21 protein-coding genes are annotated in these 19,962 nt (G+C 72.8%); 16 read left to right on the top strand and 5 right to left on the bottom strand.

The annotated features are described in order from the left end of the window. Positions 1-19: 19 nt before the first annotated feature. From Q7L73_RS17120 to Q7L73_RS17105, 4 genes are all read left to right on the top strand, one after another. Positions 20-646, top strand: a complete 627-nt coding sequence (locus Q7L73_RS17120; protein WP_304692740.1) for a TetR/AcrR family transcriptional regulator — start codon at positions 20-22, stop codon at positions 644-646. Between the two features lie 86 nt (positions 647-732). Further along, positions 733-2,271 carry a class I adenylate-forming enzyme family protein gene (locus tag Q7L73_RS17115; protein WP_304692738.1) on the top strand — a complete coding sequence of 513 codons (1,539 nt, stop codon included), beginning with the start codon at positions 733-735 and terminating at the stop codon, positions 2,269-2,271. Between the two features lie 3 nt (positions 2,272-2,274). Continuing rightward, complete coding sequence (locus tag Q7L73_RS17110) at positions 2,275-3,267, top strand: LLM class flavin-dependent oxidoreductase (protein ID WP_304692736.1); 993 nt, start codon at positions 2,275-2,277, stop codon at positions 3,265-3,267. Continuing rightward, a complete protein-coding gene (locus tag Q7L73_RS17105; protein ID WP_304692734.1) occupies positions 3,264-3,737 on the top strand; it encodes a flavin reductase family protein in 474 nt (157 codons plus the stop codon). Before Q7L73_RS17110 ends, Q7L73_RS17105 begins: the two co-directional genes overlap by 4 nt. Here Q7L73_RS17105 and Q7L73_RS17100 read toward each other — a convergent pair. Then, positions 3,730-4,449, bottom strand: coding sequence for an enoyl-CoA hydratase/isomerase family protein (locus tag Q7L73_RS17100; RefSeq protein WP_304692732.1), 720 nt, complete (start codon positions 4,447-4,449; stop codon positions 3,730-3,732). The genes Q7L73_RS17105 and Q7L73_RS17100 overlap by 8 nt on opposite strands. Before the next feature lie 76 nt (positions 4,450-4,525). Here Q7L73_RS17100 and Q7L73_RS17095 point away from each other — a divergent pair, with 76 nt between their 5' ends. The 12 genes from Q7L73_RS17095 (at position 4,526) to Q7L73_RS17040 (ending at position 16,777) form a co-directional block, all read left to right on the top strand. Further along, entirely contained in the window at positions 4,526-5,536 is a 1,011-nt protein-coding gene (locus Q7L73_RS17095) for an enoyl-CoA hydratase/isomerase family protein (protein ID WP_304692730.1), read from the top strand. A 4-nt stretch (positions 5,537-5,540) separates the two neighbouring features. Beyond that, complete coding sequence (locus Q7L73_RS17090; protein ID WP_304692728.1) at positions 5,541-6,548, top strand: LLM class flavin-dependent oxidoreductase; 1,008 nt, start codon at positions 5,541-5,543, stop codon at positions 6,546-6,548. Further along, positions 6,545-6,904: a VOC family protein gene (locus tag Q7L73_RS17085; protein ID WP_304692726.1), complete on the top strand. Its 360-nt coding sequence runs from the start codon at positions 6,545-6,547 to the stop codon at positions 6,902-6,904. Before Q7L73_RS17090 ends, Q7L73_RS17085 begins: the two co-directional genes overlap by 4 nt. A 145-nt stretch (positions 6,905-7,049) precedes the next feature. Beyond that, positions 7,050-8,627 (top strand): ABC transporter substrate-binding protein, encoded by a 1,578-nt coding sequence (locus Q7L73_RS17080; protein ID WP_304692724.1) that lies wholly within the window; start codon positions 7,050-7,052, stop codon positions 8,625-8,627. Between the two features lie 2 nt (positions 8,628-8,629). Beyond that, a complete protein-coding gene (locus Q7L73_RS17075) occupies positions 8,630-9,469 on the top strand; it encodes an ABC transporter ATP-binding protein (RefSeq protein WP_304692722.1) in 840 nt (279 codons plus the stop codon). Then, positions 9,466-10,389, top strand: coding sequence for an ABC transporter permease (locus tag Q7L73_RS17070; RefSeq protein ID WP_304692720.1), 924 nt, complete (start codon positions 9,466-9,468; stop codon positions 10,387-10,389). Before Q7L73_RS17075 ends, Q7L73_RS17070 begins: the two co-directional genes overlap by 4 nt. 15 nt (positions 10,390-10,404) lie before the next feature. Further along, positions 10,405-11,319, top strand: coding sequence for an ABC transporter permease (locus tag Q7L73_RS17065; RefSeq protein ID WP_304692718.1), 915 nt, complete (start codon positions 10,405-10,407; stop codon positions 11,317-11,319). Next, on the top strand, positions 11,319-12,374 hold the full coding sequence (locus tag Q7L73_RS17060) for an ABC transporter ATP-binding protein (protein ID WP_304692717.1): 1,056 nt from the start codon (positions 11,319-11,321) through the stop codon (positions 12,372-12,374). The genes Q7L73_RS17065 and Q7L73_RS17060 overlap by 1 nt, the downstream gene beginning before the upstream one ends. A 31-nt stretch (positions 12,375-12,405) precedes the next feature. Next, entirely contained in the window at positions 12,406-13,797 is a 1,392-nt protein-coding gene (locus Q7L73_RS17055; protein ID WP_304692715.1) for a hydroxymethylglutaryl-CoA synthase, read from the top strand. A 1-nt stretch (position 13,798) separates the two neighbouring features. Continuing rightward, positions 13,799-14,989 carry an acetyl-CoA acetyltransferase gene (locus Q7L73_RS17050; protein WP_304692713.1) on the top strand — a complete coding sequence of 397 codons (1,191 nt, stop codon included), beginning with the start codon at positions 13,799-13,801 and terminating at the stop codon, positions 14,987-14,989. Continuing rightward, the gene (locus Q7L73_RS17045; RefSeq protein WP_304692711.1) at positions 14,986-15,894 is read left to right on the top strand and encodes an SDR family NAD(P)-dependent oxidoreductase; all 909 of its coding nucleotides are present in this window, start codon (positions 14,986-14,988) and stop codon (positions 15,892-15,894) included. The genes Q7L73_RS17050 and Q7L73_RS17045 overlap by 4 nt, the downstream gene beginning before the upstream one ends. A gap of 112 nt (positions 15,895-16,006) precedes the next feature. Next, positions 16,007-16,777: an SDR family NAD(P)-dependent oxidoreductase gene (locus Q7L73_RS17040; RefSeq protein WP_304692709.1), complete on the top strand. Its 771-nt coding sequence runs from the start codon at positions 16,007-16,009 to the stop codon at positions 16,775-16,777. A 151-nt stretch (positions 16,778-16,928) separates the two neighbouring features. On the opposite strand, the gene Q7L73_RS17035 is transcribed toward Q7L73_RS17040, so the two are convergent. From Q7L73_RS17035 to Q7L73_RS17020, 4 genes are all read right to left on the bottom strand, one after another. Then, on the bottom strand, positions 16,929-17,087 hold the full coding sequence (locus Q7L73_RS17035) for a hypothetical protein (protein WP_304692707.1): 159 nt from the start codon (positions 17,085-17,087) through the stop codon (positions 16,929-16,931). Then, positions 17,077-17,574 (bottom strand): hypothetical protein, encoded by a 498-nt coding sequence (locus Q7L73_RS17030; protein ID WP_304692705.1) that lies wholly within the window; start codon positions 17,572-17,574, stop codon positions 17,077-17,079. Before Q7L73_RS17030 ends, Q7L73_RS17035 begins: the two co-directional genes overlap by 11 nt. Before the next feature lie 300 nt (positions 17,575-17,874). Beyond that, positions 17,875-18,687, bottom strand: a complete 813-nt coding sequence (locus Q7L73_RS17025) for a GSU2403 family nucleotidyltransferase fold protein (protein ID WP_304692703.1) — start codon at positions 18,685-18,687, stop codon at positions 17,875-17,877. Further along, positions 18,684-19,916 (bottom strand): hypothetical protein, encoded by a 1,233-nt coding sequence (locus tag Q7L73_RS17020; RefSeq protein ID WP_304692701.1) that lies wholly within the window; start codon positions 19,914-19,916, stop codon positions 18,684-18,686. The genes Q7L73_RS17025 and Q7L73_RS17020 overlap by 4 nt, the downstream gene beginning before the upstream one ends. Positions 19,917-19,962 lie beyond the last annotated feature (46 nt).

Here is a 19,962-nt window from a genome sequence, read left to right as displayed (position 1 = left end):
TCGTCATAATCGACCGGCTATGGCCCCGAGAACACAGAGTCCGAGAAGAAAGACGCGCGGCAGCTATGACCCCGAGCAGACGCGCCAGCTGCTGCTCGACAGCGCGCTGGCGCTGTTCGGCGATCAGGGCTTCCACGGCACCTCCGTGCAGGAGATCGTCGAGCGCGCGCAGGTGACGAAGGGCGCCTTCTACCACCACTTCGAGAGCAAGGAGGACGTGCTCTCGCTGATCCACGATCAGTTCCTCGCAGTGCAGCAGGAGGCGATCGACCGGATCCTCGGCGAGGTCGAGTCGCCGGTCGAGCAGCTGCGCGAGGTGATCCGCGAGTCGGTCCTGTCGGTCACCGACTACCGCCAGCACGTCGCCGTCTTCTTCCAGGAGCGCCGCTACCTGACCGGCGCGAGGGCGAGAGACGTCAAGCGCAAGCGCGACAAGCTCGACCGCGCGATGGACGAGATCGTCCTCGCCGGCATCGAGCAGGGCCTCTTCGACCCGCGCATAACCGCGCGCGTCGCCGTCTTCGGGATCGTCGGCATGTCGGCCTGGGTCCACCAGTGGTACCGCGCCGACGGCTCGATGTCGGCCGACCAGGTCGCCGACGACCTCGCCAGCCTCGCGCTCGACGGTCTCGTCGTCCGCGCGTAGGGCCGCGCGCGCCGTCGGCTTGACGGCGCGCAACCGTGGCGATAGATTCAGTACCGACTGGACGGTATGAAATGGGAGAGCGGAACGTGAACCTCGCCACCGACCTGGAGCGCCGCGCCGCGGAGGACCCCGAGCGGATCGGGCTCCACCACGACGACGGCCGTGCCTGGAGCTACGCGCAGATCGACGCGGAGGCGTCGGCCTGCGCACGGGCGCTGGCGGCCGCCGGCGTCGAGCGCGGGCAGCGGGTCGCGCTCTACCTCGCCAACGGCCCGCAGCTGGCGTTCGCGATCTTCGGCGCCTGGAAGCTCGGCGCCGTCCCGGTCACGATCAGCGGCCTCTACAACGGCTCCGAGCTGGCCGAGTCGATCGCCAAGACCGCGCCGGTGCTGCTGGTCGCCGACGACCACGACGGCGAGGCGCGCGACGCCGCGCTGGCCGCGGCCGACCTGCCGCTGCTGACCGCCGCCCAGCTGGCGGCGCCCGGCAACGCGCGCGCCCACCTGGCGGCCGCGCGCGTGCAGGGCGAGGAGGAGGCGGTGATCCTCTTCACCGGCGGGACGACCGGCCGGCCGAAGGCGGTCAGCGTCACCCACGGCGGCGTGCAGGAGTCGCTGGCGCGGCTGGCGCGCGCCTCCAAGGGCCGCCCCGGCCCCTACCCGCTCGCGCCCGCGACCGTCCCGCCCAACCTCGTCGCGCTGCCGCTGTTCCACTCCGGCGGCCAGCACACGCTGCTGTTCGCCTTCCACGTCGGCCGCGCCGCGGTGCTGTGGGAGCGCTTCCGCGTCGAGACGCTCGCCGCGCTGCTGCGGCAGCACCGCTTCGACTCGCTCTTCCTGCTGCCGACGATGCTCTACGACGTCGTGCACGCGCCGCAGCACCCCGACCTCTCCTCCGTGCGCTCGGTGCTGATCGCCGGGCAGGCGCTCAGCATCCACCTGCGGCGCCAGTTCGAGCAGGCGTTCGGGATCCCGATCGTGATGAACTACGGCTCGACCGAGACCGGCCACATCGCCGGCTGGACGGCCAGCGACATGAAGGCGGGCCTGTGGAAGGCCGGCTCGGCCGGCCGCCTCTACGAGGGCGTCGAGCTGGAGATCCGCGACGGCGACGGCGGCGCGCTGCCGCAGGGCGAGACCGGCGAGATCGTCGTCCGCTCGCAGATGACCAGAGGCTACGTCGACGACGCCGCCGCCTCCGGCGAACTGGTGCGCGACGGCTGGGTCCACTCCGGCGACATCGGCTACCTCGACGCCGACGGCGTCCTCTTCCTCGTCGGGCGCAAGCGCGACATGATCAAGTGCGGCGGCTTCCAGGTCTGGCCCGAGGAGATCGAGGAGGAGCTGCGCGCCCATCCGCTCGTGCGCGACGTGCGCGTCGTCGGCGTCCCCGACGAGCGGCTCGGCGAGATCCCGAAGGCGATCGTCGTGCGCGAGCCCGGCGCGGCTCCCGGCGACGATGACGACGCCGTCGCGGCGACGCTGCTGGCGCACGTGCGCGACCGCCTCGCCCACTTCAAGGCGCCGCGCCAATGGGCGTTCATGGACGAGCTGCCGCGCAGCGAGGCCGGCAAGGTCCGCCGCGACGCGCTCGCCGCGGCGGGCGCCCGCGAGGCGGAGGCGTAGGCGATGCGCTTCGGGATCATGGCCTCGCACCAGTGGCCGTTCGAGGACGACCTGCGCCGCCACGTGGCGGAGCTGACGGAGCTGGTCCAGCTGGCGGAGGAGCTGGGCTACGACTCGGCCTGGGTGATCAACCACTTCGTCTCCAACCTCGCGACGCCGCAGCCGATCTCGATGCTGGCGAAGCTGATCGAGCACACGGAGCGGATCACGGTCGGCACCGGCATCCTGCTGCTGCCGTTCTTCCACCCGGTCCACATCGCCGAGGAGTTCGCGACGCTCGACCAGCTGTCGGGCGGGCGCGTCGTGCTCGGCGTCGCCGCCGGCTACCGCGACCACGAGTTCGAGGCGTTCGGGATCCCCGTCGACGAGCGCTTCAGACGGCTCGACGAGGGGATCCGGATCGTGCGCGCGCTGTGGAGCGGCGAGCGCGTCTCCTTCGACGGCGAGATCTGGTCGTTCAGCGATCAGCGGATCGGCGTCCCGCCGCTGACCCCGGGCGGCCCGCCGATCTGGGTCGGCGCCGGCGCGAGACTGGCGGTGCGGCGCGCCGCCCGCCTCGGCGACGCCTGGTACGCGCCCGGCAACTCGCCCAGCAGAAGCTATCTGCAGAAGCACGTCGGGATCTACGACGAGGCGCTCGCCGAGTACGGCAGAACGCCGTCGGAGCGGCCGATCGGCGTCGAGCTGTACTGCGCGCCGACGACCGGGCAGGCGGTCGCCGAGGCGCTGCCGCACGCCCGCCGCGAGTACTACACCTACGCCGAGTACCCGGCGCTGAGATGGCAGCGCGAGCGCTTCGACGAGCTGGTCGCCAACACGCTGCTGCTCGGCTCGCCGCAGGACCTGATCGAGCGGATCCGCGGCTTCCGCGCGCTCGGCTTCGACCACCTGATCTTCCGGCCCTTCTGGCTCGGCATGCCGATGGAGCAGGCGCGCGCCTCGATCCGCCTGTTCGCCGAGGAGGTCATCCCCGTCCTGCGAGAGGAGTTCGCATGAGCGCGGTCGAGGCGGTCGACCACCGCCACCTGATGGGCCACTGGACGACCGGCGTCAGCCTCGTCACGACGCTCGCCGACGGCGAGCCGCACGGCTGCACGCTCAACGCGCTCAGCTCGCTGTCGCTGGAGCCGCCGTCGCTGATCGTCTGCCTCGGCCAGGAGACGCGCACGCTCGCGGCGATCCGCCGCAGCGGCCGCTTCGCCGTCAACGTGCTCGCGGCCGACCAGGCGCCGCTGTCGCGCCTCTTCGCCAACAGAGCGCTGACCACGGCCGAGCGCTTCGCCGCCGTCCCGCACGACCGCACGCACGGCGTGCCGGTGATCGACGGCTGCGTCGCGACGGCCGTCTGCGAGGTGCTGAGCGAACAGCCGATCCACGACCACGTCGTCGTGGTCGGGCGTGTGGCTCACGCCACCGTCGGCACGAGCGCGCGACCGCTCGTCTTCTTCAGAGGCGGCTTCATCTGAGCAGGAGCGCGTCGACGGCGCGGCGCACCGCCTCCTCCTCGGCGGCCTCCGGCGGCGCCGCGGCGAGCGTGCCGTAGAGCGCCTTCGTCTCGCGCACGGCGGCCGGCTGGTGGGCGGCGATCGCTGCCGCCAGCGCGGCCGTCTCGGCGGCCAGCGCGGCGTCGTCGACGAGGCGCGAGAAGAGCCCGGCCGCGAGCGCGTCGGCGGCGGAGACGGGCGCGCCGCTCAGCAGCCAGTCGAGCGCGACCTTGCGCGGCAGCGTCGCGAGCAGGTCGAGCATCACGATCCCGGGGACGACGCCGTGGGCGATCTCCGGCAGCGCGACGACGGCGCCGCGGGCGGCGAGGGCGAGGTCGCAGCGGGCGATCAGGCCGAGGCCGAAGCCCATCGCGCCGCCCTGGACGGCGGCGATCGTCGGCTGCGGCGCGGCGGCGAGGTCGGCGAGCAGGCGCCGGTTGGCCGCGAACGACGCCTCGACCGCGGCGCGGTCTCCGGTCGCGCGCATCGCGGCGATCTCGGCGAGGTCCCAGCCGGCGCAGAAGACGGGCCCCTCGGCGGCGAGCACGATCGCGCGGCAGGCATCGTCGGCAGTCGCCGCGCGCAGCGCCTCGTGCAGCGCGGCCGCGGTCGCGTCGTCGATCGCGTTGCGGCGCTCGGGGCGCGCGAGCGTGAGCGTCACGACGCCCTGGTGGAAGTCCGACTTGACAGTCATGGTGAGCCGGGAGTATAGATACCGACTAGACGGTATGTCCATCGGGATCGACCGCCGACCGAGGAGACGAGAGAGCGTGAAGAAGACCGAGGCCGAGCTGCTGTCCGCGCAGTGGGACACGGATCACATGGAGGTGGACGAGGCGACGATCGCCGGCTACGTCAAGTACGGCGTCGACCCCGAGCGCGCCGTCGCGACGATCACCTTCGACCGCCCGGACCGGCTCAACGCGATCCCCGTCGCCGCCTTCGAGCGCGTCGGCGACCTCGTCCGCGAGGCCGAGGCCGACGACCGCGTCAAGGTGATCGTCTTCAAGGGCGAGGGCGACCACTTCGGCACCGGCGCCGACGCCGCCGAGCTGGGCCACTACATCGGCTACAAGAGAGGGACCGACAAGGCCTCGCGCCGTCGCCCGGCGCAGCGCCAGCGGATCCTGCCGGACCGCAACGTCCTCTCCTCCGCCTTCACGCGCCCGATCGTCGAGTGCCTCAAGGCGACCGTCTGCCAGGTCCAGGGCTACTGCTACGGCGGCCACTTCCAGATCGCGCTGTCGGCCGACATCGTGATCGCGACGCCCGACGCGCGCTTCACGCATCCGGCCTTCCGCTACCTCGGCCCCGGTCCGCAGGACATGTACCACTGGATCGAGAAGCTCGGCCTGACGAAGATGAAGGACCTGATGCTGACGATGCGCCCGCTCGGCGCCCAGGAGGGCGAGGAGGCCGGGCTGGTGACGAAGGTCGTCGAGCCCGACGAGCTGCAGAGATGGGTCGACGACTACGTCGACGCGATCGCCGTGATGCCGCTCGACTCGCTGATGATGGGCAAGTCGATGATGCAGCTGCTGATGGAGGCGCGCGGCAAGGGCCTCGGCGCGATGACCGGCTGGGTCGGCCACGGCTGGGCGACCAACGTCGTCTTCGAGGACGACGACTGGAACTTCCTGCGCGAGCGGCGCGAGAAGGGCGTCGCGCAGGCGCTCGCCGATCGCGACAACATGGTCGCTCCCTTCTTCCGCCTCAGCAACGCGCGCAGCAAGGCGCACGCGAACGGAGCCCCCAACGGCAACGGCGACGGGAAGGGTTGAGATCATGCGCTTCGGGGTCCTGCTCGATCACCAGTACGCGAAGGGCGAGCCGCTCGCGCCGCGGATCGGCGAGCTGGTCGAGCAGACCCAGACGGCGCGCGACCTCGGCTTCGACTCGGTCTTCGGGATCCATCACTACCTCGGCAGCCTGCAGACGCTGCAGCCGCTGTCGCTGATGGCGCGCCTGATCGACCACAGCGGCACGATGCAGATCGGCACCGGCATCCTGATCCTGCCGCTCGGCCACCCGGTCCACTGGGCCGAGGAGATCGCCTCGATCGACCAGCTGTCGGGCGGGCGGTTCGTGCTCGGCATCGGCTCCGGCTACCGCGACGACGAGTTCCAGTCGTTCGGGCTCAGGAGATCGCAGCGGACGAGACGGATGGTCGAGTCGCTCAGCGTGATGGAGCAGCTGTGGAGCGGCGAGCGCGTCACCCACCACGGCGACCACTTCCAGCTCGAGCAGCAGGTCTGCTCGGTGCTGCCGGTCAACGGCACGGTGCCGGTCTGGATCGGCGCCAACTCGCCGGTGGGGATCGAGCGCGCCGCGCGCCTCGGCCACTCGTGGCTGGCGCCCGGCAACGTCAAGCGCAACTGGGCGGTCGGCAACCTGCAGACGCACAAGCAGGCGCTGACGGAGACCGGCCACGCGACGGAGGGGCGGACCTACCCGCTCCACCGCGACCTCTTCATCGCGGACTCGCGCGAGCAGGCGATGGCCTTCGCGGACACCTTCCCGAAGGCCGCCTACGGCGAGTACGTGCAGTACGGCATGGACTACTTCGAGACGCTCTGGGACGAGCTGAAGGAGAAGGCGCTCTTCTTCGGCACGGCCGACGACGTCGTCGCGAAGATCGAGGACTTCGCCGCCGCGGGCTTCAACCACTTCGTCTTCCGCGTCCAATGGCTCGGCTGCCCGCACGAGACCTCGATGGCGATCCTCGAGCGCTTCGCGCGCGAGGTGCTGCCGCGGGTGCGGGCGGACGTCGACGTGGAGGTGACGGTCGCATGAGCGAGCCGATCGGACGGGTCGGGCACGTGCTGCTGCCCGCGGCTGACGTGGGGCGCACGGTCGCCTTCCTGACGGAGACGCTCGGCCTGCCGCTGCGCTTCCAGGACGGCGACCGCTACGCCGCGATAGACGGCGGCTCGACGACGCTGGCGGTCGCCGCCGACGCCGAGCTGCCGGCGAGCGGGAAGGTCGCGGTCGGGATCAGGGTCGCGGATCTCGCGGCCGTCTCGGCGCGCCTGCGGAAGGCCGGGACGGCGCTGCTGGGCGATGTCGTGGAGACCGAGCACGAGCGTTCGCTCGGCTTTCAGGACCCGGCCGGCAACGTCTTCGTCGCATACGAGCCGAAAGGCTCCTGAAGGGCAGGACGGGCCGGTGGGAGCGCCCGGTCCGGTCGCAGGTCATTGACAGATACCGTCTGGTTGGTATGGTCGGGCCAGACGGCGTGTGGAGACGCCATCGAGTGGTGGGGCCCGGGTCGCGGGCTCACGGAGGAGAGAAGAGATGAAGGCTCACCCAGGAGCAGTGCTGTCGAGGTCCCGCAAGGCGCTCGCCATCGCCGCGGCCCTTGCCCTCAGCGTCGGCGTCGCCGCCTGCGGCTCGTCCGACGGCGACGGCGCCGGCAGCGGCGGCTCGTCCACCACGGCCGCCGCCGGCGGCGACGGCGCGACGGGCGGCGCCCCCAGCGGCAATCTGCGCGTCGTGCTCGCCGCGCCGCCGTCGGGCCTCGACCCGATCGTCAGCGCCCGCGACGGCCAGTACGTCTGGGGCACGATGCTCGAGCCGCTCGTCAGCGTCGACGACGCCGAGCAGCCGACCAGAGAGGGCCTCATCACCGACTGGTCGCGCCCCAACCCGACGACCTGGGAGCTGACCGTGCGCCCGGACGTCAGCTTCACCAACGGCGAGCCGTTCGACGCCGCTGCCGCCGCCTTCGCGATCAGAGAGAACGTCGAGAACCCCGCCGGCATCCTCAAGTCGTACTTCGCGAACGTCAGATCGGTCAGAGCCGACGGCGACAGAGTCGTCGTCACGACCAGAAGACCGCAGGTCAACCTCGTCGACCTGCTGACGACGGTCTTCGCGCTGCCGCCGAGATACTACGGCGAGCAGGGCAGCGAGGGCTTCACGAAGGCGCCGATCGGAACCGGCCCGTTCACCTGGACCAGAGAGCTGCCCGGCCGCAGCATCCAGGTCTCGGCCAACCCCGACTACTGGGGCGAGGAGCCCGGCGTCAGAGAGATCACCTTCACGTGGGCGACCGATGCGCAGCAGCGCCTCTCGCTGCTGCAGTCCGGCGCCGCCGACGTCTCCTTCGACCTGCCGCCGACGCAGGCCAAGTCGGCCGCCGACGCCGGCCTCGACGTCACCGAGATACCGACCGCGGTCAAGATCACCGGCTTCCTGCAGGCCGACAGAGCGCCGTTCGACGACGTCAACGTCCGCAGAGCCGCGCAGCTGGCTATCGACCGCGACGCGCTCGTCGAGTCGATCTTCCAGGGCAGAGCGACCGCGACCGGCGGCATGCTCAACATGCTGCCCGACCAGCAGCCGGCCGAGCAGGTCACGCCGAACGCCGACGAGGCGAAGGCGCTGCTGAGAGGGCAGAGCCCGAGCATCGAGCTGACCTACCCGACGAAGTACACGAACATCCAGGACGTCGCCGAGGCGACCGCCGGGATGCTGGAGGAGGCCGGCTTCAGAGTCAGACTGACCGCGGTCGACTACGGCACGCTCGTCGGCAGAGTCGTCAGACGCCAGATCGACGGCATGTACCTGCTCGGCGCCGTCCCCAACGTCGCGCACCCGGACTTCTTCGCGCACGGCTTCATGACCTCGACGTCGATCACGGCCAACTGCCCCGACAGAGAGCTCGACGTGCTGACCGAGAGAGCGCTCGTGCAGCCCGACGCGGAGGCCGCGCAGCCGATATACGACGAGCTGAACACGCGCGCGGTCGTCGAGGACGCCTGCTACGCGCCGCTCTACAACCAGACGTTCAACATCGGCTCCAAGGGCGTCAGAGGGCTGCAGTACAGCCCGCTCAACGTTCCGGACTTCGACAGAGTCACGCTCGGCTGACGATGGGCCGCGACGCCGACACCAGCGCGGCCGTGACGGCTGCGAGCCGCGAGCGGATCGTCGGCGTCAGCGACCTGACGGTCGTCCACCAGCGCCGCGGCGGCGGGCGCGGCGAGCGCTTCGCCGCCGTCGACGGCGTCTCGCTCCACCTCGACGCCGGCGAGGTCGTCAGCGTCGTCGGCGAGTCGGGCTCCGGCAAGACGACGCTGGCGATGGCGCTGACCGCCCTCGGCGCGCACACGTCGGGGATGGTCGAGCTGCTCGGCCACGACCTGGCGCGGCTGAGCCAGCGGCAGATCCGCGCGCTGCGCCCGGAGGTGCAGGTGATCTTCCAGGACCCGCACGGCTCGCTCGACCCGCGCCAGAGCGTCAAGGCCGGCTTCAAGGAGCTGCGCGGTCTGCAGCCGCAGCGGACGAGCTGGATCGACGACGCGGGCCTGCTCGCGCAGGTGCGGCTGTCGCCCGACCTGCTCGACCGCTATCCGCACCAGCTCTCGGGCGGGCAGGCGCAGCGCGTCTGCATCGCCCGCGCGCTGCTGATGCGGCCGCGCGTGCTCGTCGCCGACGAGCCGACCTCCGGCCTCGACGTCTCCGTCCAGGCGGAGGTGCTGCGGCTGCTGCTGGAGCTGCGCGAGAGCACCGGCGTCGCGATCCTCTTCATCAGCCACGACCTCTCGGTCGTGCGGCGGATCTCCGACCGCGTCTACGTGATGCGGCGCGGCAGAGTGATCGAGCAGGGCGCGACGCAGGCGGTGCTCGACGCGCCGCAGGAGCCCTACACCCGCCAGCTGATCGCGGCCGTCCCCGGCCGCACGCTGCGGACCGCGCAGGTGGCCGCATGAGCAGCTCGCTCGCCAGCTTCGGCGCCCGCAAGATCGGCGCGGCGCTCGTCACGCTGCTGCTCGCGCTGACGGCCGCGTTCGCGCTCGGGCACCTCTCCGGCGACCCCGTCTACAACATCCTCGGCCCGCTCGCGCAGCGCGAGCAGATCGACGCGATGCGCGCCGACCTCGGGCTCGACAAGCCGATCGCCGAGCAGTACGTCACCTACCTCGGCGACACCGTCCGCGGCGAGCTGGGCGACTCGCTGCAGTACTTCCGCTCCAACTCCGAGCTGATCTCCTCGCGCCTGCCGCAGTCGCTGCAACTGCTCGTCGCCGCGATCGTGCTGGCGATCCTGATCGGCGTACCGCTGGGGACGCTGGCGGCGGTGAAGGAGGGGACGTGGTGGGACCGCGCCGCCTCGACCGTCGCGCTGCTGGGCCAGTCGGTGCCGGTCTTCTGGCTCGGGCTGATGCTGATCCTGATCTTCGCGGTGCAGCTGAGATTGCTTCCGTCAGGCCAGTCGGGCGGGCTCGACCACCTGATCCTGCCGGCGATCACGCTGTCGCTGCTGCCGCTCGCGCACATCGCGCGGCTGACGCGCGCCTCGATGGCCGAGGTGCTCGCCGAGCCCTACATCGACGCGGCGCGGGCGCGCGGCCTGAGCACGCGGCGGATCGTCGGCCTGCACGCGCTGCGCAACGCGGCGCTGCCGGTGCTGACCGTCACCGCGCTGCAGACGGGCGTGCTGCTGTCGGGCGCGGTCGCGGTCGAGTACGTCTACTCGTGGCCGGGGCTCGGGACGCTCGCGCTGGAGGCGGTCCAGTTCCGCGACTACACGCTCGCGCAGGCGGTCGTGATCGTCGGCGCCGTCGCCTTCGTCGTGCTCAACCTGCTCGTCGACCTGCTCTACGTCGTCGTCGACCCGCGCCTGCGCTGAGAGAGGGCGAAACCGATGTCCGCCACCGAATCGACCGCGACCGAGCTGGCCGCCGTCACCCCGGCGATCGCGCCGTCGGCCGCGACGGCGCGTCGCATCCGCCGCTCGCGCGCGGTGCTGTGGCTGTCCCTGCCGCTCGCCTTCGTCGCGCTGGTCGTGATCGTCGTGCCGCTGCTGGGCGTGCTGCCCGACCCGCACAGACAGCACCTCGACCAGACGCTGCTGCCGCCGTTCTTCCTCGACGGCGGCTCCATGTCCCACCCGCTCGGCACCGACAAGCTCGGCCGCGACCTGCTGTCGCGGCTGGTCACCGGCGGCCGGCTGACGCTGCTGATCGGCCTCGTCGGCACGGTCGTCGCGATCGTTCCCGGCACCTTGATCGGCCTGCTCGCGGGCTACAAGCGCGGCTGGGTCGACACCGTCGTCTCGCGCTTCATCGAGGCGCAGCTGGCGCTCCCGTTCGTGCTGATCGCGCTCGCGATCATCGCCAACCGCGGCAGCTCGCTCGGCGTCCTGATCGTCGTGCTGGCGCTGACCGGCTGGGCGCCGTGCGCGCGCGTCGTGCGGGCCGAGACGATGGCGCTGCGCGAGCGGCAGTTCGTGCTCGGACTGCGCGCCGCGGGCGCCTCCAGCGCGCGGATCGTGCTGCGCCACGTGCTGCCGAACCTGACCGGCGTGATCGTCGTGCTGGCGACGCTGCAGGTCGGCACCGCGATCCTGGTCGAGTCGGCGCTCAGCTTCCTCAACCTCGGGATCCAGCCGCCCGACATCTCGTGGGGCCAGATCCTCGCCTCCGGCAGAGAGGTGCTGACGCAGGCGTGGTGGATCTCGACGTTCGCGGGTCTCGCGATCACCGTCGTCGTGCTGCTCGTCAACCTGCTCGGCGACGCGCTGCTGAGCCACTACGACCCGAAGAAGCGGAAGTTCTGATGACCGCCACCGCTGCTCCCCAGACGGCCGCGGCCGAGCCGGCGCTGCGGATCGACGACCTGCGCGTCGAGGCGCGCCTGGCCGACGACACGCTGCTGCTCGTCGACGGCCTCGACCTCGACCTGCGCCCCGGCGAGATCGTCGGCGTCGTCGGCGAGTCGGGCTCCGGCAAGACGACGCTCGTGCGGACGCTGATCGGCCTGCTCGACAAGAACGTGACGGTCACCGCCGGCGCGGTCGCGGTCGGCGGCGAGCAGGTGCTCGCGCCCGGCGTCGACCGCACCGAGGCCGTCCGCGGCGCCCGCATCGGGACCGTCTTCCAGGACGCCTCGCGCTCGCTCAACCCGGTCCTGAAGGTCCGCTCGCAGCTGCGCGAGGTGCTGAAGGCGCACAAGCCGCAGCTGTCGAAGGCCGAGGCCGCGGAGAAGATGCGGACGGTCCTGCGGCGGATGCAGATCGACGACCCGGAGCGGGTCCTCGGCTCCTACCCGCACCAGCTCTCCGGCGGCCAGCGCCAGCGCGTCGCGATCGCGCTGGCGGTCGTCAGCGAGCCGCAGATCGTGCTCGCCGACGAGTGCACGACGGCGCTCGACGTGACGACGCAGGCTGAGGTCGTCGCGCTCTTCCGCGACCTCGTCGCCGAGCTGGGCGTCGCGCTCGTGTTCGTCACCCACGACCTGCTGCTGGCGGCCGACCTCTGCGACCGGATCGTCGTGATGTACGGCGGGCAGGCGGCCGAGGTCGGCCCGACCCGGCGCGTGCTGCTCGCGCCCCGCCACCCCTACAGCGCCGGCCTGCTGGCGGCGGTCCCCAGCTGGAGCGCCGACGGGCCGATCCGCGGGATCGACGGCTCGGCGCCGCGCGTCACGACCGCCTTCAGCGGCTGCCGCTTCGCCGGCCGCTGCCCGCGCGCCGACGACGACTGCCGCAGCGCCCCGATTCCCTGGAGCGGCGCCGCCGGCACGCGCGACGGTTACCGCTGCATCCACCCGCTCGCCGCCGCGCCGGCGCCGGCTCCGGCCCAGGCCGCGAGCGGCTCCGCCGCCGACCGCTGAGACGCCCGACCGCCCGACCGGAGGACCTGCCTTGCCGTCTGACCCCTCGCCTCTCGGCGCGATCGGCGCCTACGCCGTCCACCTGCCCCGCCACGGCCTCGCGACGACCGCCTTCGGCGACGCCGGCAGACCCGGCCGGCAGGCGCGCACGGTCGCCGCCCCCGACGAGGACGCCGTCACGCTCGCGGTCGCCGCCGCGCTGCCGCTCGCCGACGAGATCGCCGGCGCCGCCTCGCTGCTGCTGGCGACGTCGCAGCCGCCGTACCTCGACAAGGGCTCGGCCGCGACCGTCCACGCCGCGCTGGAGCTGCCGGCGACCGTCGCCGCCGCCGACCTCGTCGGCCTGCGCGCGGGCGCGAGCGCGCTGGCGCTGGCGCTGCGCGGCGGCGGCGCGGTCGTCGCCGCCGACCTGCGCACCGCGGCTCCCGGCGTCCCCGACGAGCTGGCCCACGGCGACGCCGCGGTCGCCTTCGTCCCGGCTCGCGCGGGGCGGCCGGTCGTCGCGAGCGTGCTCGCCCACGTCGCCGCGACCGAGGAGCTGATGGAGCGCTGGCGGGCGCCCGGCGAGGCCCACCCGACCGTCTGGGACGAGCGCTTCTCGGCCGGCGTGCTCGGCGCCGCCGCGAGCGCCGCGGCGGTCGCGGCGCTGGAGCGGGCCGGCATCGAGCGGCCCGACCACGTCGTCGTCGCCTGCGCCAACCCGCGCGCCGCGGCGGCGGCGCGCAAGGCGCTCGGCGGCGACGGCGAGGACGCCGCGCTGGAGCGCCTCACCGGCACCAGCGGCGCCGCCCACCTCGGGCTGCTGCTCGCCGACGCGCTCGACCGCGCCGGCGCCGGCGAGACGATCCTCGCGCTGTCGGCCGCCGACGGCGCCGACGCCTTCGTCGTGCGGGCGGACGTTCCCGCCGGCGCCGGCCGGCGCGGGCCGTCCGCGCGCGAGCAGGCGCAGGCGCTCGCCTACGTCACCTACGACCGCTTCCTGCGCTGGCGCGGGCTGCTCGAGATCAGCGGCGCGAAGCGGCCCGACCCGGCGCCGCCGGCCGCGCCGCCGGCGCTGCGCACGCGCGACTGGAAGTTCGGCCTCGTCGCCGCGCGCTGCAGCGCCTGCGGCGCGGTCACGACGCCGCCCGGCCGCGCCTGCGCCGCCTGCGGCGCGATCGACGCGCATGAGCCGGTGTCGCTGCGCGACAAGCCGGCGCGGGTCGTCTCCTTCACCGTCGACCACCTGACGCCGACGCCCGCGCCGCCGCTGATCCTCGCGATCGTGGACGTCGAGGGCGGCGGCCGCCGCAGCGTCCAGGTGACCGACGCGCCGGCCGCGGGGATCAGGGTCGGCGACGTGCTGCTGCCGTCGTTCCGGCGGCTGTCGAGCACGGACGGGATCCACAACTACTTCTGGAAAGCACGGCCGGAGGCGGCGTGAGATGGCGAGCAGAGGACTGAGCGACCGCGTCGCGATCGTCGGGATGGGCTGCACCCCGTTCCGCGACCACTGGGACAGGTCGGCCGACGACCTGATCGTCGACGCCGTGCAGGAGTGCCTGGCGAGCGTGCCGGCGATCGCCAGAGCGGACGTCGACGCCTACTGGGTCGGCACGCAGGGCTCCGGCATGTCGGGGATGACGCTGTCGAAGCCGCTGCGGATGACCGGCAAGCCGGTGACGCGCGTCGAGAACTTCTGCGCGACCGGCTCGGAGGCGTTCCGCAACGCCTGCTTCGCGGTCGCCTCCGGCGCCTACGACGTCGTGATGGCGACCGGCGTCGAGAAGCTGAAGGACTCGTCGTTCTCGGGCCTGACCGCGACCTGGCCGCCGAGCGACGGCACCGACGTCGAGTGGACCGCGCCGGGCGCCTTCTCGCTGCTCGCGCCGGCCTACGCCGACCGCTACGGCGTCGGCGAGGAGCAGCTGCGCGAGACGCTCACGCACATCGCCTGGAAGAACCACCGCAACGGCGCGCTCAACGCGCGCGCGCAGTTCCGCAAGGAGGTTCCGAGAGCGGCGATCAGCGGCGCGATGAAGATCGCCGGGCCGCTCGGCGTGATGGACTGCTCCGGCGTCGCCGACGGCGCCGCCGCCGCGCTGATCGTGCGCGCCGAGGACGCGCACCTGTACACCGACAGACCGGTCTATCTGAAGGGGATGGGCTTCGTCTCCGGGGCCGGCGAGGGGACCGCCGCGGAGGGCTACGACTTCACGACCTTCCCCGAGGTCGTCGCCTCCGCGCAGGAGGCCTACCGCCAGGCCGGCGTGACCGACCCGCGCAGCGAGATCGCGCTGGCGGAGGTGCACGACTGCTTCACGCCGACCGAGCTGGTGCTGATGGAGGACCTCGGCTTCTCCGCGCGCGGCGAGGGCTGGAGAGACGTGCTCGACGGCGCCTTCGACCGCGACGGCGCCGTCGCCGTCAACCCCGACGGCGGGCTGAAGTCGTTCGGCCACCCGATCGGGGCGACCGGCCTGCGGATGCTGTTCGAGTGCTTCACGCAGCTGCGCGGCGAGGCCGGCGAGCGGCAGCTGCCGGAGGTGAGACTTGCGGTGGCGCAGAACCTCGGCGGGCAGCCAGGGGCGTGCGTCGCCTTCATGGCGATCGTCGGGACGGAGGAACCCGCATGAGCATCGACTTCAGAGACCGCGTCGTCCTCGTGACGGGCGCCGGCGGCGGGATCGGGCGGGCGCACGCGCTGCTGCTGGCCGAGCGCGGCGCGACGGTCGTCGTCAACGACGTCGGCCTGAGCGTCCACGGCGACGGCGCCGCCTCAGGCGCCGCGGAGGCGGTCGTGGCGGAGATCGAGGCGGCCGGCGGCCGCGCGCTGGCGTCGACCGAGTCGATCGCGACGCCCGCGGGCGGCGAGGCGATCGTCGCGGCTGCGGTCGCGGCCTTCGGCCGGCTCGACGTCGTCGTCCACAACGCCGGCATCCTGCGCGACAGATCGTTCGCGAAGCTGACGCCGGAGGACGTGCAGGCGGTGCTCGACGTCCATCTGAACGGCGCCTTCAACGTGCTCGTGCCGGCCTTCAAGGTGATGAAGGGCGCCGGCTACGGGCGGATCGTGCTGACGACCTCCTCCTCCGGCCTCTTCGGCACCTTCGGCCAGGCAAACTACGCGGCCGCGAAGGCCGGCCTGCTCGGCCTGATGAACGTGCTCGCGGTCGAGGGCGCGCGCTTCGGCATCACCGCCAACGCGATCTCGCCGACGGCGCTGACGCGGATGACGGCGGACCTGCTCGGCGACATCGCCGACCACTTCGACCCCGCGCACGTCGCGGCCGTCGTCGCGTACCTGGCGTCGGAGCGCTGCACGCTGACCCACCACGTGCTGACGGCCGGTGGCGGCCGCGTCGGGCGGATCTTCGTCGGCGTCACGCCGGGCGTCTACGTCGGCCCGGAGGTCGCGACGCCGGAGACGATCGAGGAGCGGCTCGACGCGATCCTCGACCTCGACGGCCACGTCGTGCCGGCTGACGGCCTCGGCGAGGTCGCGCTGATCCGCGCCGCGCTCGGCGTGGGGGCGGCGTGACGACGCTGGCGGGCTGCTCGGCGCTCGTGACCGGCGCCGCCTCTGGCCTCGGCGCGGCGGTCGCGCTGAATGGCTGCTCGACGCTCCGCGCGGCGCTCGGCGAGGTGGCGCCATGACCGCGCTGGCCGGCTGCTCCGTCCTCGTCACCGGCGCCGCCTCGGGCCTCGGCGCCGCGGTCGCGCGGCGGCTGCACGCGCGCGGCGCCGCGGTCGTGCTGGTCGACCTCGACGAGCAGCGCGGCGAGGCGCTGGCGGCGTCGCTGACCGGCCCCGCGGCCCGCTTCGTCGCCGCCGACGTCACCTCCGGCGAGGACGTGCAGGCGGCGGTCGCCGCGGCGACCGAGCTGGCGCCGCTGCGCGCGGCGGTCAACTGCGCCGGGATCGTGATCGGCCAGAAGCTCGTCGGCCGCAACGGCCCGCACGACCTCGACGCCTTCGCGCGCGTGATCGCGGTCAACCTCGTCGGCAGCTTCAACGTGCTGCGTCTCGCCGCCACCGCGATGGCCGCCAACGAGCCGGGCGAGGACGGCGAGCGCGGCGTGGTCGTCAGCACCGCCTCGATCGCCGCGTTCGACGGCCAGATCGGCCAGATCGCCTACGCCGCCTCGAAGGCCGGCGTCGCCGGCATGACCCTCCCCGCCGCCCGCGACCTCGCCGCAATCGGCGTCCGCGTCTGCGCGGTCGCCCCCGGCACCTTCGAGACCCCGATGCTCGCCGGTCTTCCGCAGGCGACCCGCGACGAGCTCGGCCGCGCCGTCCCCTTCCCCTCCCGCCTCGGCCGCCCCGACGAGTTCGCCGCGCTCGTCGAGCACGTCGTCGACAACCCGATGCTCAACGGCGAGACGATCCGCCTCGACGGCGCCCTGCGGATGCCGCCGCGGTAGCCGGCAGCGGGACCGCGCCGCGACGAACCCCGCGCGCCCGCGACGCGCCTCGCGACGCCTCCCCCGGCGTGCGCGACGCCCCCCGCGTGTGCGCCCGCGACGCCCCGGCGCCCGCGCCCACGACCGCCCCCGCGCGTGCGCGGCGCCCGCGCTATCTCGCGTCGCGCTGCTCGCCGGCGAGGATCGCGGCGATTCTCGCGGGCGGTCTGCGGCAGCCGCACGCCTCCGCATGCTCGCGATGCCACGCCACCCGCTGCTCGAACGTCGCGCGCTCCGGCATCGGATGCGCCGCATGCCACTCACGGTTCATGCCGACCATCATCCCTGCCCGGGTGGTCGTCGTCGCGCGTGGCGACCAGGACGCTGCCGGCGATGCCGATCAGCAGCACCGCGGCGCCGACGCTGACGGCGCCGGTCTTCTGCCAGTAGACGTCGCGCAGCTCGATCAGCAGGGCGATCTCGTCGACGATCAGCGCGAGGCCGACGCCGAGCGCGAGCCCCATCCATCTGCGCGTGCGCGGATCCCGGTCGACGAGCCCGAAGACCGCCACGACGGTCAGCAGCAGGATCCCCCACACGTAGTGGTGGAGATGAACGCCGCCGGCGCTGACGTCGCCGAGCCCCGCGACTCTGATGTGGATCAGCCAGGTCAGCAGCCGCAGAAACGCAAAGGTGCCGGTGAACCCCCACCACGCGAGCACGAGCCCGTGGCGGGTCGGGTCGATGTCACCCAGCCGCCGCACCCGCCGCCGCGGCCTGCGCGGCACCTCGGCCCGCTGATCGTCACCGTCGTTCACCTGTGGAGAGTCGTGCCCGGCCCGCCGTCCGTCCAAGCGCTCCGTCGGCGCACGGCGATGCCGAGCAGCCCGCCCGAGCGCCACATCAGCCCAAAGAACCCCCGCTTTGAGGCGGGGCTTTCAAGAGATGGCGACTCCCAGACTCGAATCCGGCATAGAGGAGGTATGCAGACGCTTTTGTGCGTCGCTCGATCGGCTGTAACTGGATCCCGACAGCCAAAACGCCAAGGGGCACCTAGGCATCGAGAGACTCTTCTCACAAACGATGACTATCGAGGCGCCAGTAGGGCGGTTCCGAACTCAGGATGCTCCGAGCAGCTCCTGCACCAGCGCCCACGTCGCCTCCGAGACGAGTTGCGGGTCGCCGACGTTCTGCTCTGTGCGTCCGGCCATCATCGGGATGATCGCCGTCGGATCGGTGGCGAGGTCGCGGAGCCACCGGAGGGCGTCGCTGGTGACGGCGGCGCTGGTGCGGTCGGAGCGGAGGCGGTTGAGGCCGTCGGCGATCTCGTCGGTGTCGACGGCGCGCAGGAGGCGGTAGAGGTCGTGGGCGTCTTTGTCGAGCAGGCGGCCGGGGTCGCGGTCGTGGCGCTCGCCGATCTTGTGGACCTTGGCGACGACGAGCGCGGCGGGCGATGCGACGTTGGCGTCGATGCGGCGGTCGTCGGCGGGATCGAGTGCGGCGATCGTGTGGGTGCGGTGGTCGACGGCGGCGGCTTCGAGGCCGGGGACGGTGCGGGCGGCGCGCTTGGAGTGCGGCGGGATGCGGGCGCCGCGCCGGCCGCCGCCTCTGTGCAGGGCGGCGGGCACGAGCAGCTCGACGGGGATCCCGTCAGGTGAGAGCCATGCGCCGGGCTGGCTCTCGGTGATGTCCTGGAGGAAGCCGGCCGCGCGCATCGCGTCATCGAGCGTCGGCGCGTCGTGGAGGTCGGCGGGGATGACGGCGAGGTCGCTGTCCTTGGTCTGTGTCGCGATCGGGACGTCTGCTTCGCCGGTGTAGAGGTAGACGGCTTGGGCGCCGACGAGCACGAGTGCGTCACGCTGGGCTTCGAGCGCCTGCAGTGCGTCGAGCAGCGTCCGCCGTGCGGCGATCGTCGTCGCGGTGTAGGTCATCTCGCGCGCCAGTCGCGTTCGTTGGCGCGCATCCAGTCGAGCAGCGCGCGGCCCTCCTCGGGGTTGCGGCCGGGGCCGTTGAGCAGGTCGGCGACGGTCTGCGACGGGGCGGTGTAGGCGACGCCCTCCTGGCGCTGAGCGCGGACGAGGGGGAGGTCGTCGCGCGGTTCGATCAGGAGGACGTTCGCGCGTGTCTGGGCGGGGGTCAGTCTGAGCGCGCGCTGGAGTCTGTCGGCGTCGGGGCTGTAGACGATCGCGGTCGTCGGCTCGGCGTAGGGGAGCTGCCAGCGGGCGGCGAGCGAGCCGCCGACGGCGTAGGGCTGGCGGACCTCGGACAGCGCGCGCTCTACTGCATCGAGGCCGCGTGGCGCGAGCAGCCGGATTACGCGACGGCCGCGGGTGAGGTCGTAGTCGGCGGCCCAGCGCTCCAGCAGCTCGTCCCACTTGGCGGCTTGGACTGTGCCGCGTCTGTCGCGCTCGATCAGCCCTTCGCGGTCGAGCAGGTCGACCGCGCGCGCGGTTGAGCCCAGCGAAGTGCCGGCGGCGGCCGCCAGCTCACGCATCCGCCACGGTGCCGGCAGGTCGACCAGCGCGCGCACGACGCGCGCCGCGGGCAGGCCCTGCAGGCCGCCGAGCGGACTCTCCGGCGTGCGCCACGGGTCGCGGTCGGCGCCCGCGGCGCGAAGCGCGACGGCCGGCTCGTCGATGCTGACGTCCACGTTGCCGGTCGCGTCCACATAGGACAGCCCCTCAGCGCGCAGCGCCTCCCGCGCGCGCGGCGACAGGTAGCGGGCCGCGACCAGGCCGTTGGAGACTTCGATCTCGCGCAGTTGCCGCGCGACCGAGGGAACGTCGCGCGCCTCTATGCGCTGCTTGGCCTCGACCGCGAGATCGGCCGAGCGTCCGTCGGGGGCGGTCAAACGCAGCGTTGCATCCACATCACGCCGGCGAGCTGCTCTGACCGCGACCTTCCAAGAGGCGGGCAGCAGCGCGCGGACCGCGTCTGCCGCGACGGTCGGGAGCTGGCGGTCGGTGGGAGTGACGAGGGCTGTTTGTTCCATCTCGCTAAGCGTTCCGTTGTGTCCGGAACAAGCCGTGCCGTGGAACAAGTGTAGCGCGCGGGGCAAAGTTCTGTTCCGGATATACGCGTGTTCCGGTCGATGCGGAACAACATTCTCGTCGGAACAGGCATGTACTTCTCGTCGTACGATCTTGGCGTTGAGCAGCAATCCCGTATGAGCAAAAGTGCAATAGCTGGGCCGATCGCCCGTGAGG

Source organism: Conexibacter sp. CPCC 205762, assembly GCF_030646155.1.
Classification (GTDB): Bacteria; Actinomycetota; Thermoleophilia; order Solirubrobacterales; family Solirubrobacteraceae; genus Conexibacter.
The sequence above is the reverse complement of the archived record's forward strand: the minus strand, read 5'-3'. Positions and strand labels throughout refer to the sequence as shown.

Coding starts and splice junctions, on each gene's coding strand:
- Q7L73_RS17050 (WP_304692713.1), top strand. CDS start 13,799: ATGGCGAGCAGAGGACTGAGCGACCGCGTCGCGATCGTCGGGATGGGC.
- Q7L73_RS17110 (WP_304692736.1), top strand. CDS start 2,275: ATGCGCTTCGGGATCATGGCCTCGCACCAGTGGCCGTTCGAGGACGAC.
- Q7L73_RS17075 (WP_304692722.1), top strand. CDS start 8,630: ATGGGCCGCGACGCCGACACCAGCGCGGCCGTGACGGCTGCGAGCCGC.
- Q7L73_RS17025 (WP_304692703.1), bottom strand. CDS start 18,687: ATGACCTACACCGCGACGACGATCGCCGCACGGCGGACGCTGCTCGAC.
- Q7L73_RS17105 (WP_304692734.1), top strand. CDS start 3,264: ATGAGCGCGGTCGAGGCGGTCGACCACCGCCACCTGATGGGCCACTGG.
- Q7L73_RS17100 (WP_304692732.1), bottom strand. CDS start 4,449: ATGACTGTCAAGTCGGACTTCCACCAGGGCGTCGTGACGCTCACGCTC.
- Q7L73_RS17035 (WP_304692707.1), bottom strand. CDS start 17,087: ATGAACCGTGAGTGGCATGCGGCGCATCCGATGCCGGAGCGCGCGACG.
- Q7L73_RS17070 (WP_304692720.1), top strand. CDS start 9,466: ATGAGCAGCTCGCTCGCCAGCTTCGGCGCCCGCAAGATCGGCGCGGCG.
- Q7L73_RS17080 (WP_304692724.1), top strand. CDS start 7,050: ATGAAGGCTCACCCAGGAGCAGTGCTGTCGAGGTCCCGCAAGGCGCTC.
- Q7L73_RS17065 (WP_304692718.1), top strand. CDS start 10,405: ATGTCCGCCACCGAATCGACCGCGACCGAGCTGGCCGCCGTCACCCCG.
- Q7L73_RS17060 (WP_304692717.1), top strand. CDS start 11,319: ATGACCGCCACCGCTGCTCCCCAGACGGCCGCGGCCGAGCCGGCGCTG.
- Q7L73_RS17120 (WP_304692740.1), top strand. CDS start 20: ATGGCCCCGAGAACACAGAGTCCGAGAAGAAAGACGCGCGGCAGCTAT.
- Q7L73_RS17090 (WP_304692728.1), top strand. CDS start 5,541: ATGCGCTTCGGGGTCCTGCTCGATCACCAGTACGCGAAGGGCGAGCCG.
- Q7L73_RS17085 (WP_304692726.1), top strand. CDS start 6,545: ATGAGCGAGCCGATCGGACGGGTCGGGCACGTGCTGCTGCCCGCGGCT.
- Q7L73_RS17040 (WP_304692709.1), top strand. CDS start 16,007: ATGACCGCGCTGGCCGGCTGCTCCGTCCTCGTCACCGGCGCCGCCTCG.
- Q7L73_RS17045 (WP_304692711.1), top strand. CDS start 14,986: ATGAGCATCGACTTCAGAGACCGCGTCGTCCTCGTGACGGGCGCCGGC.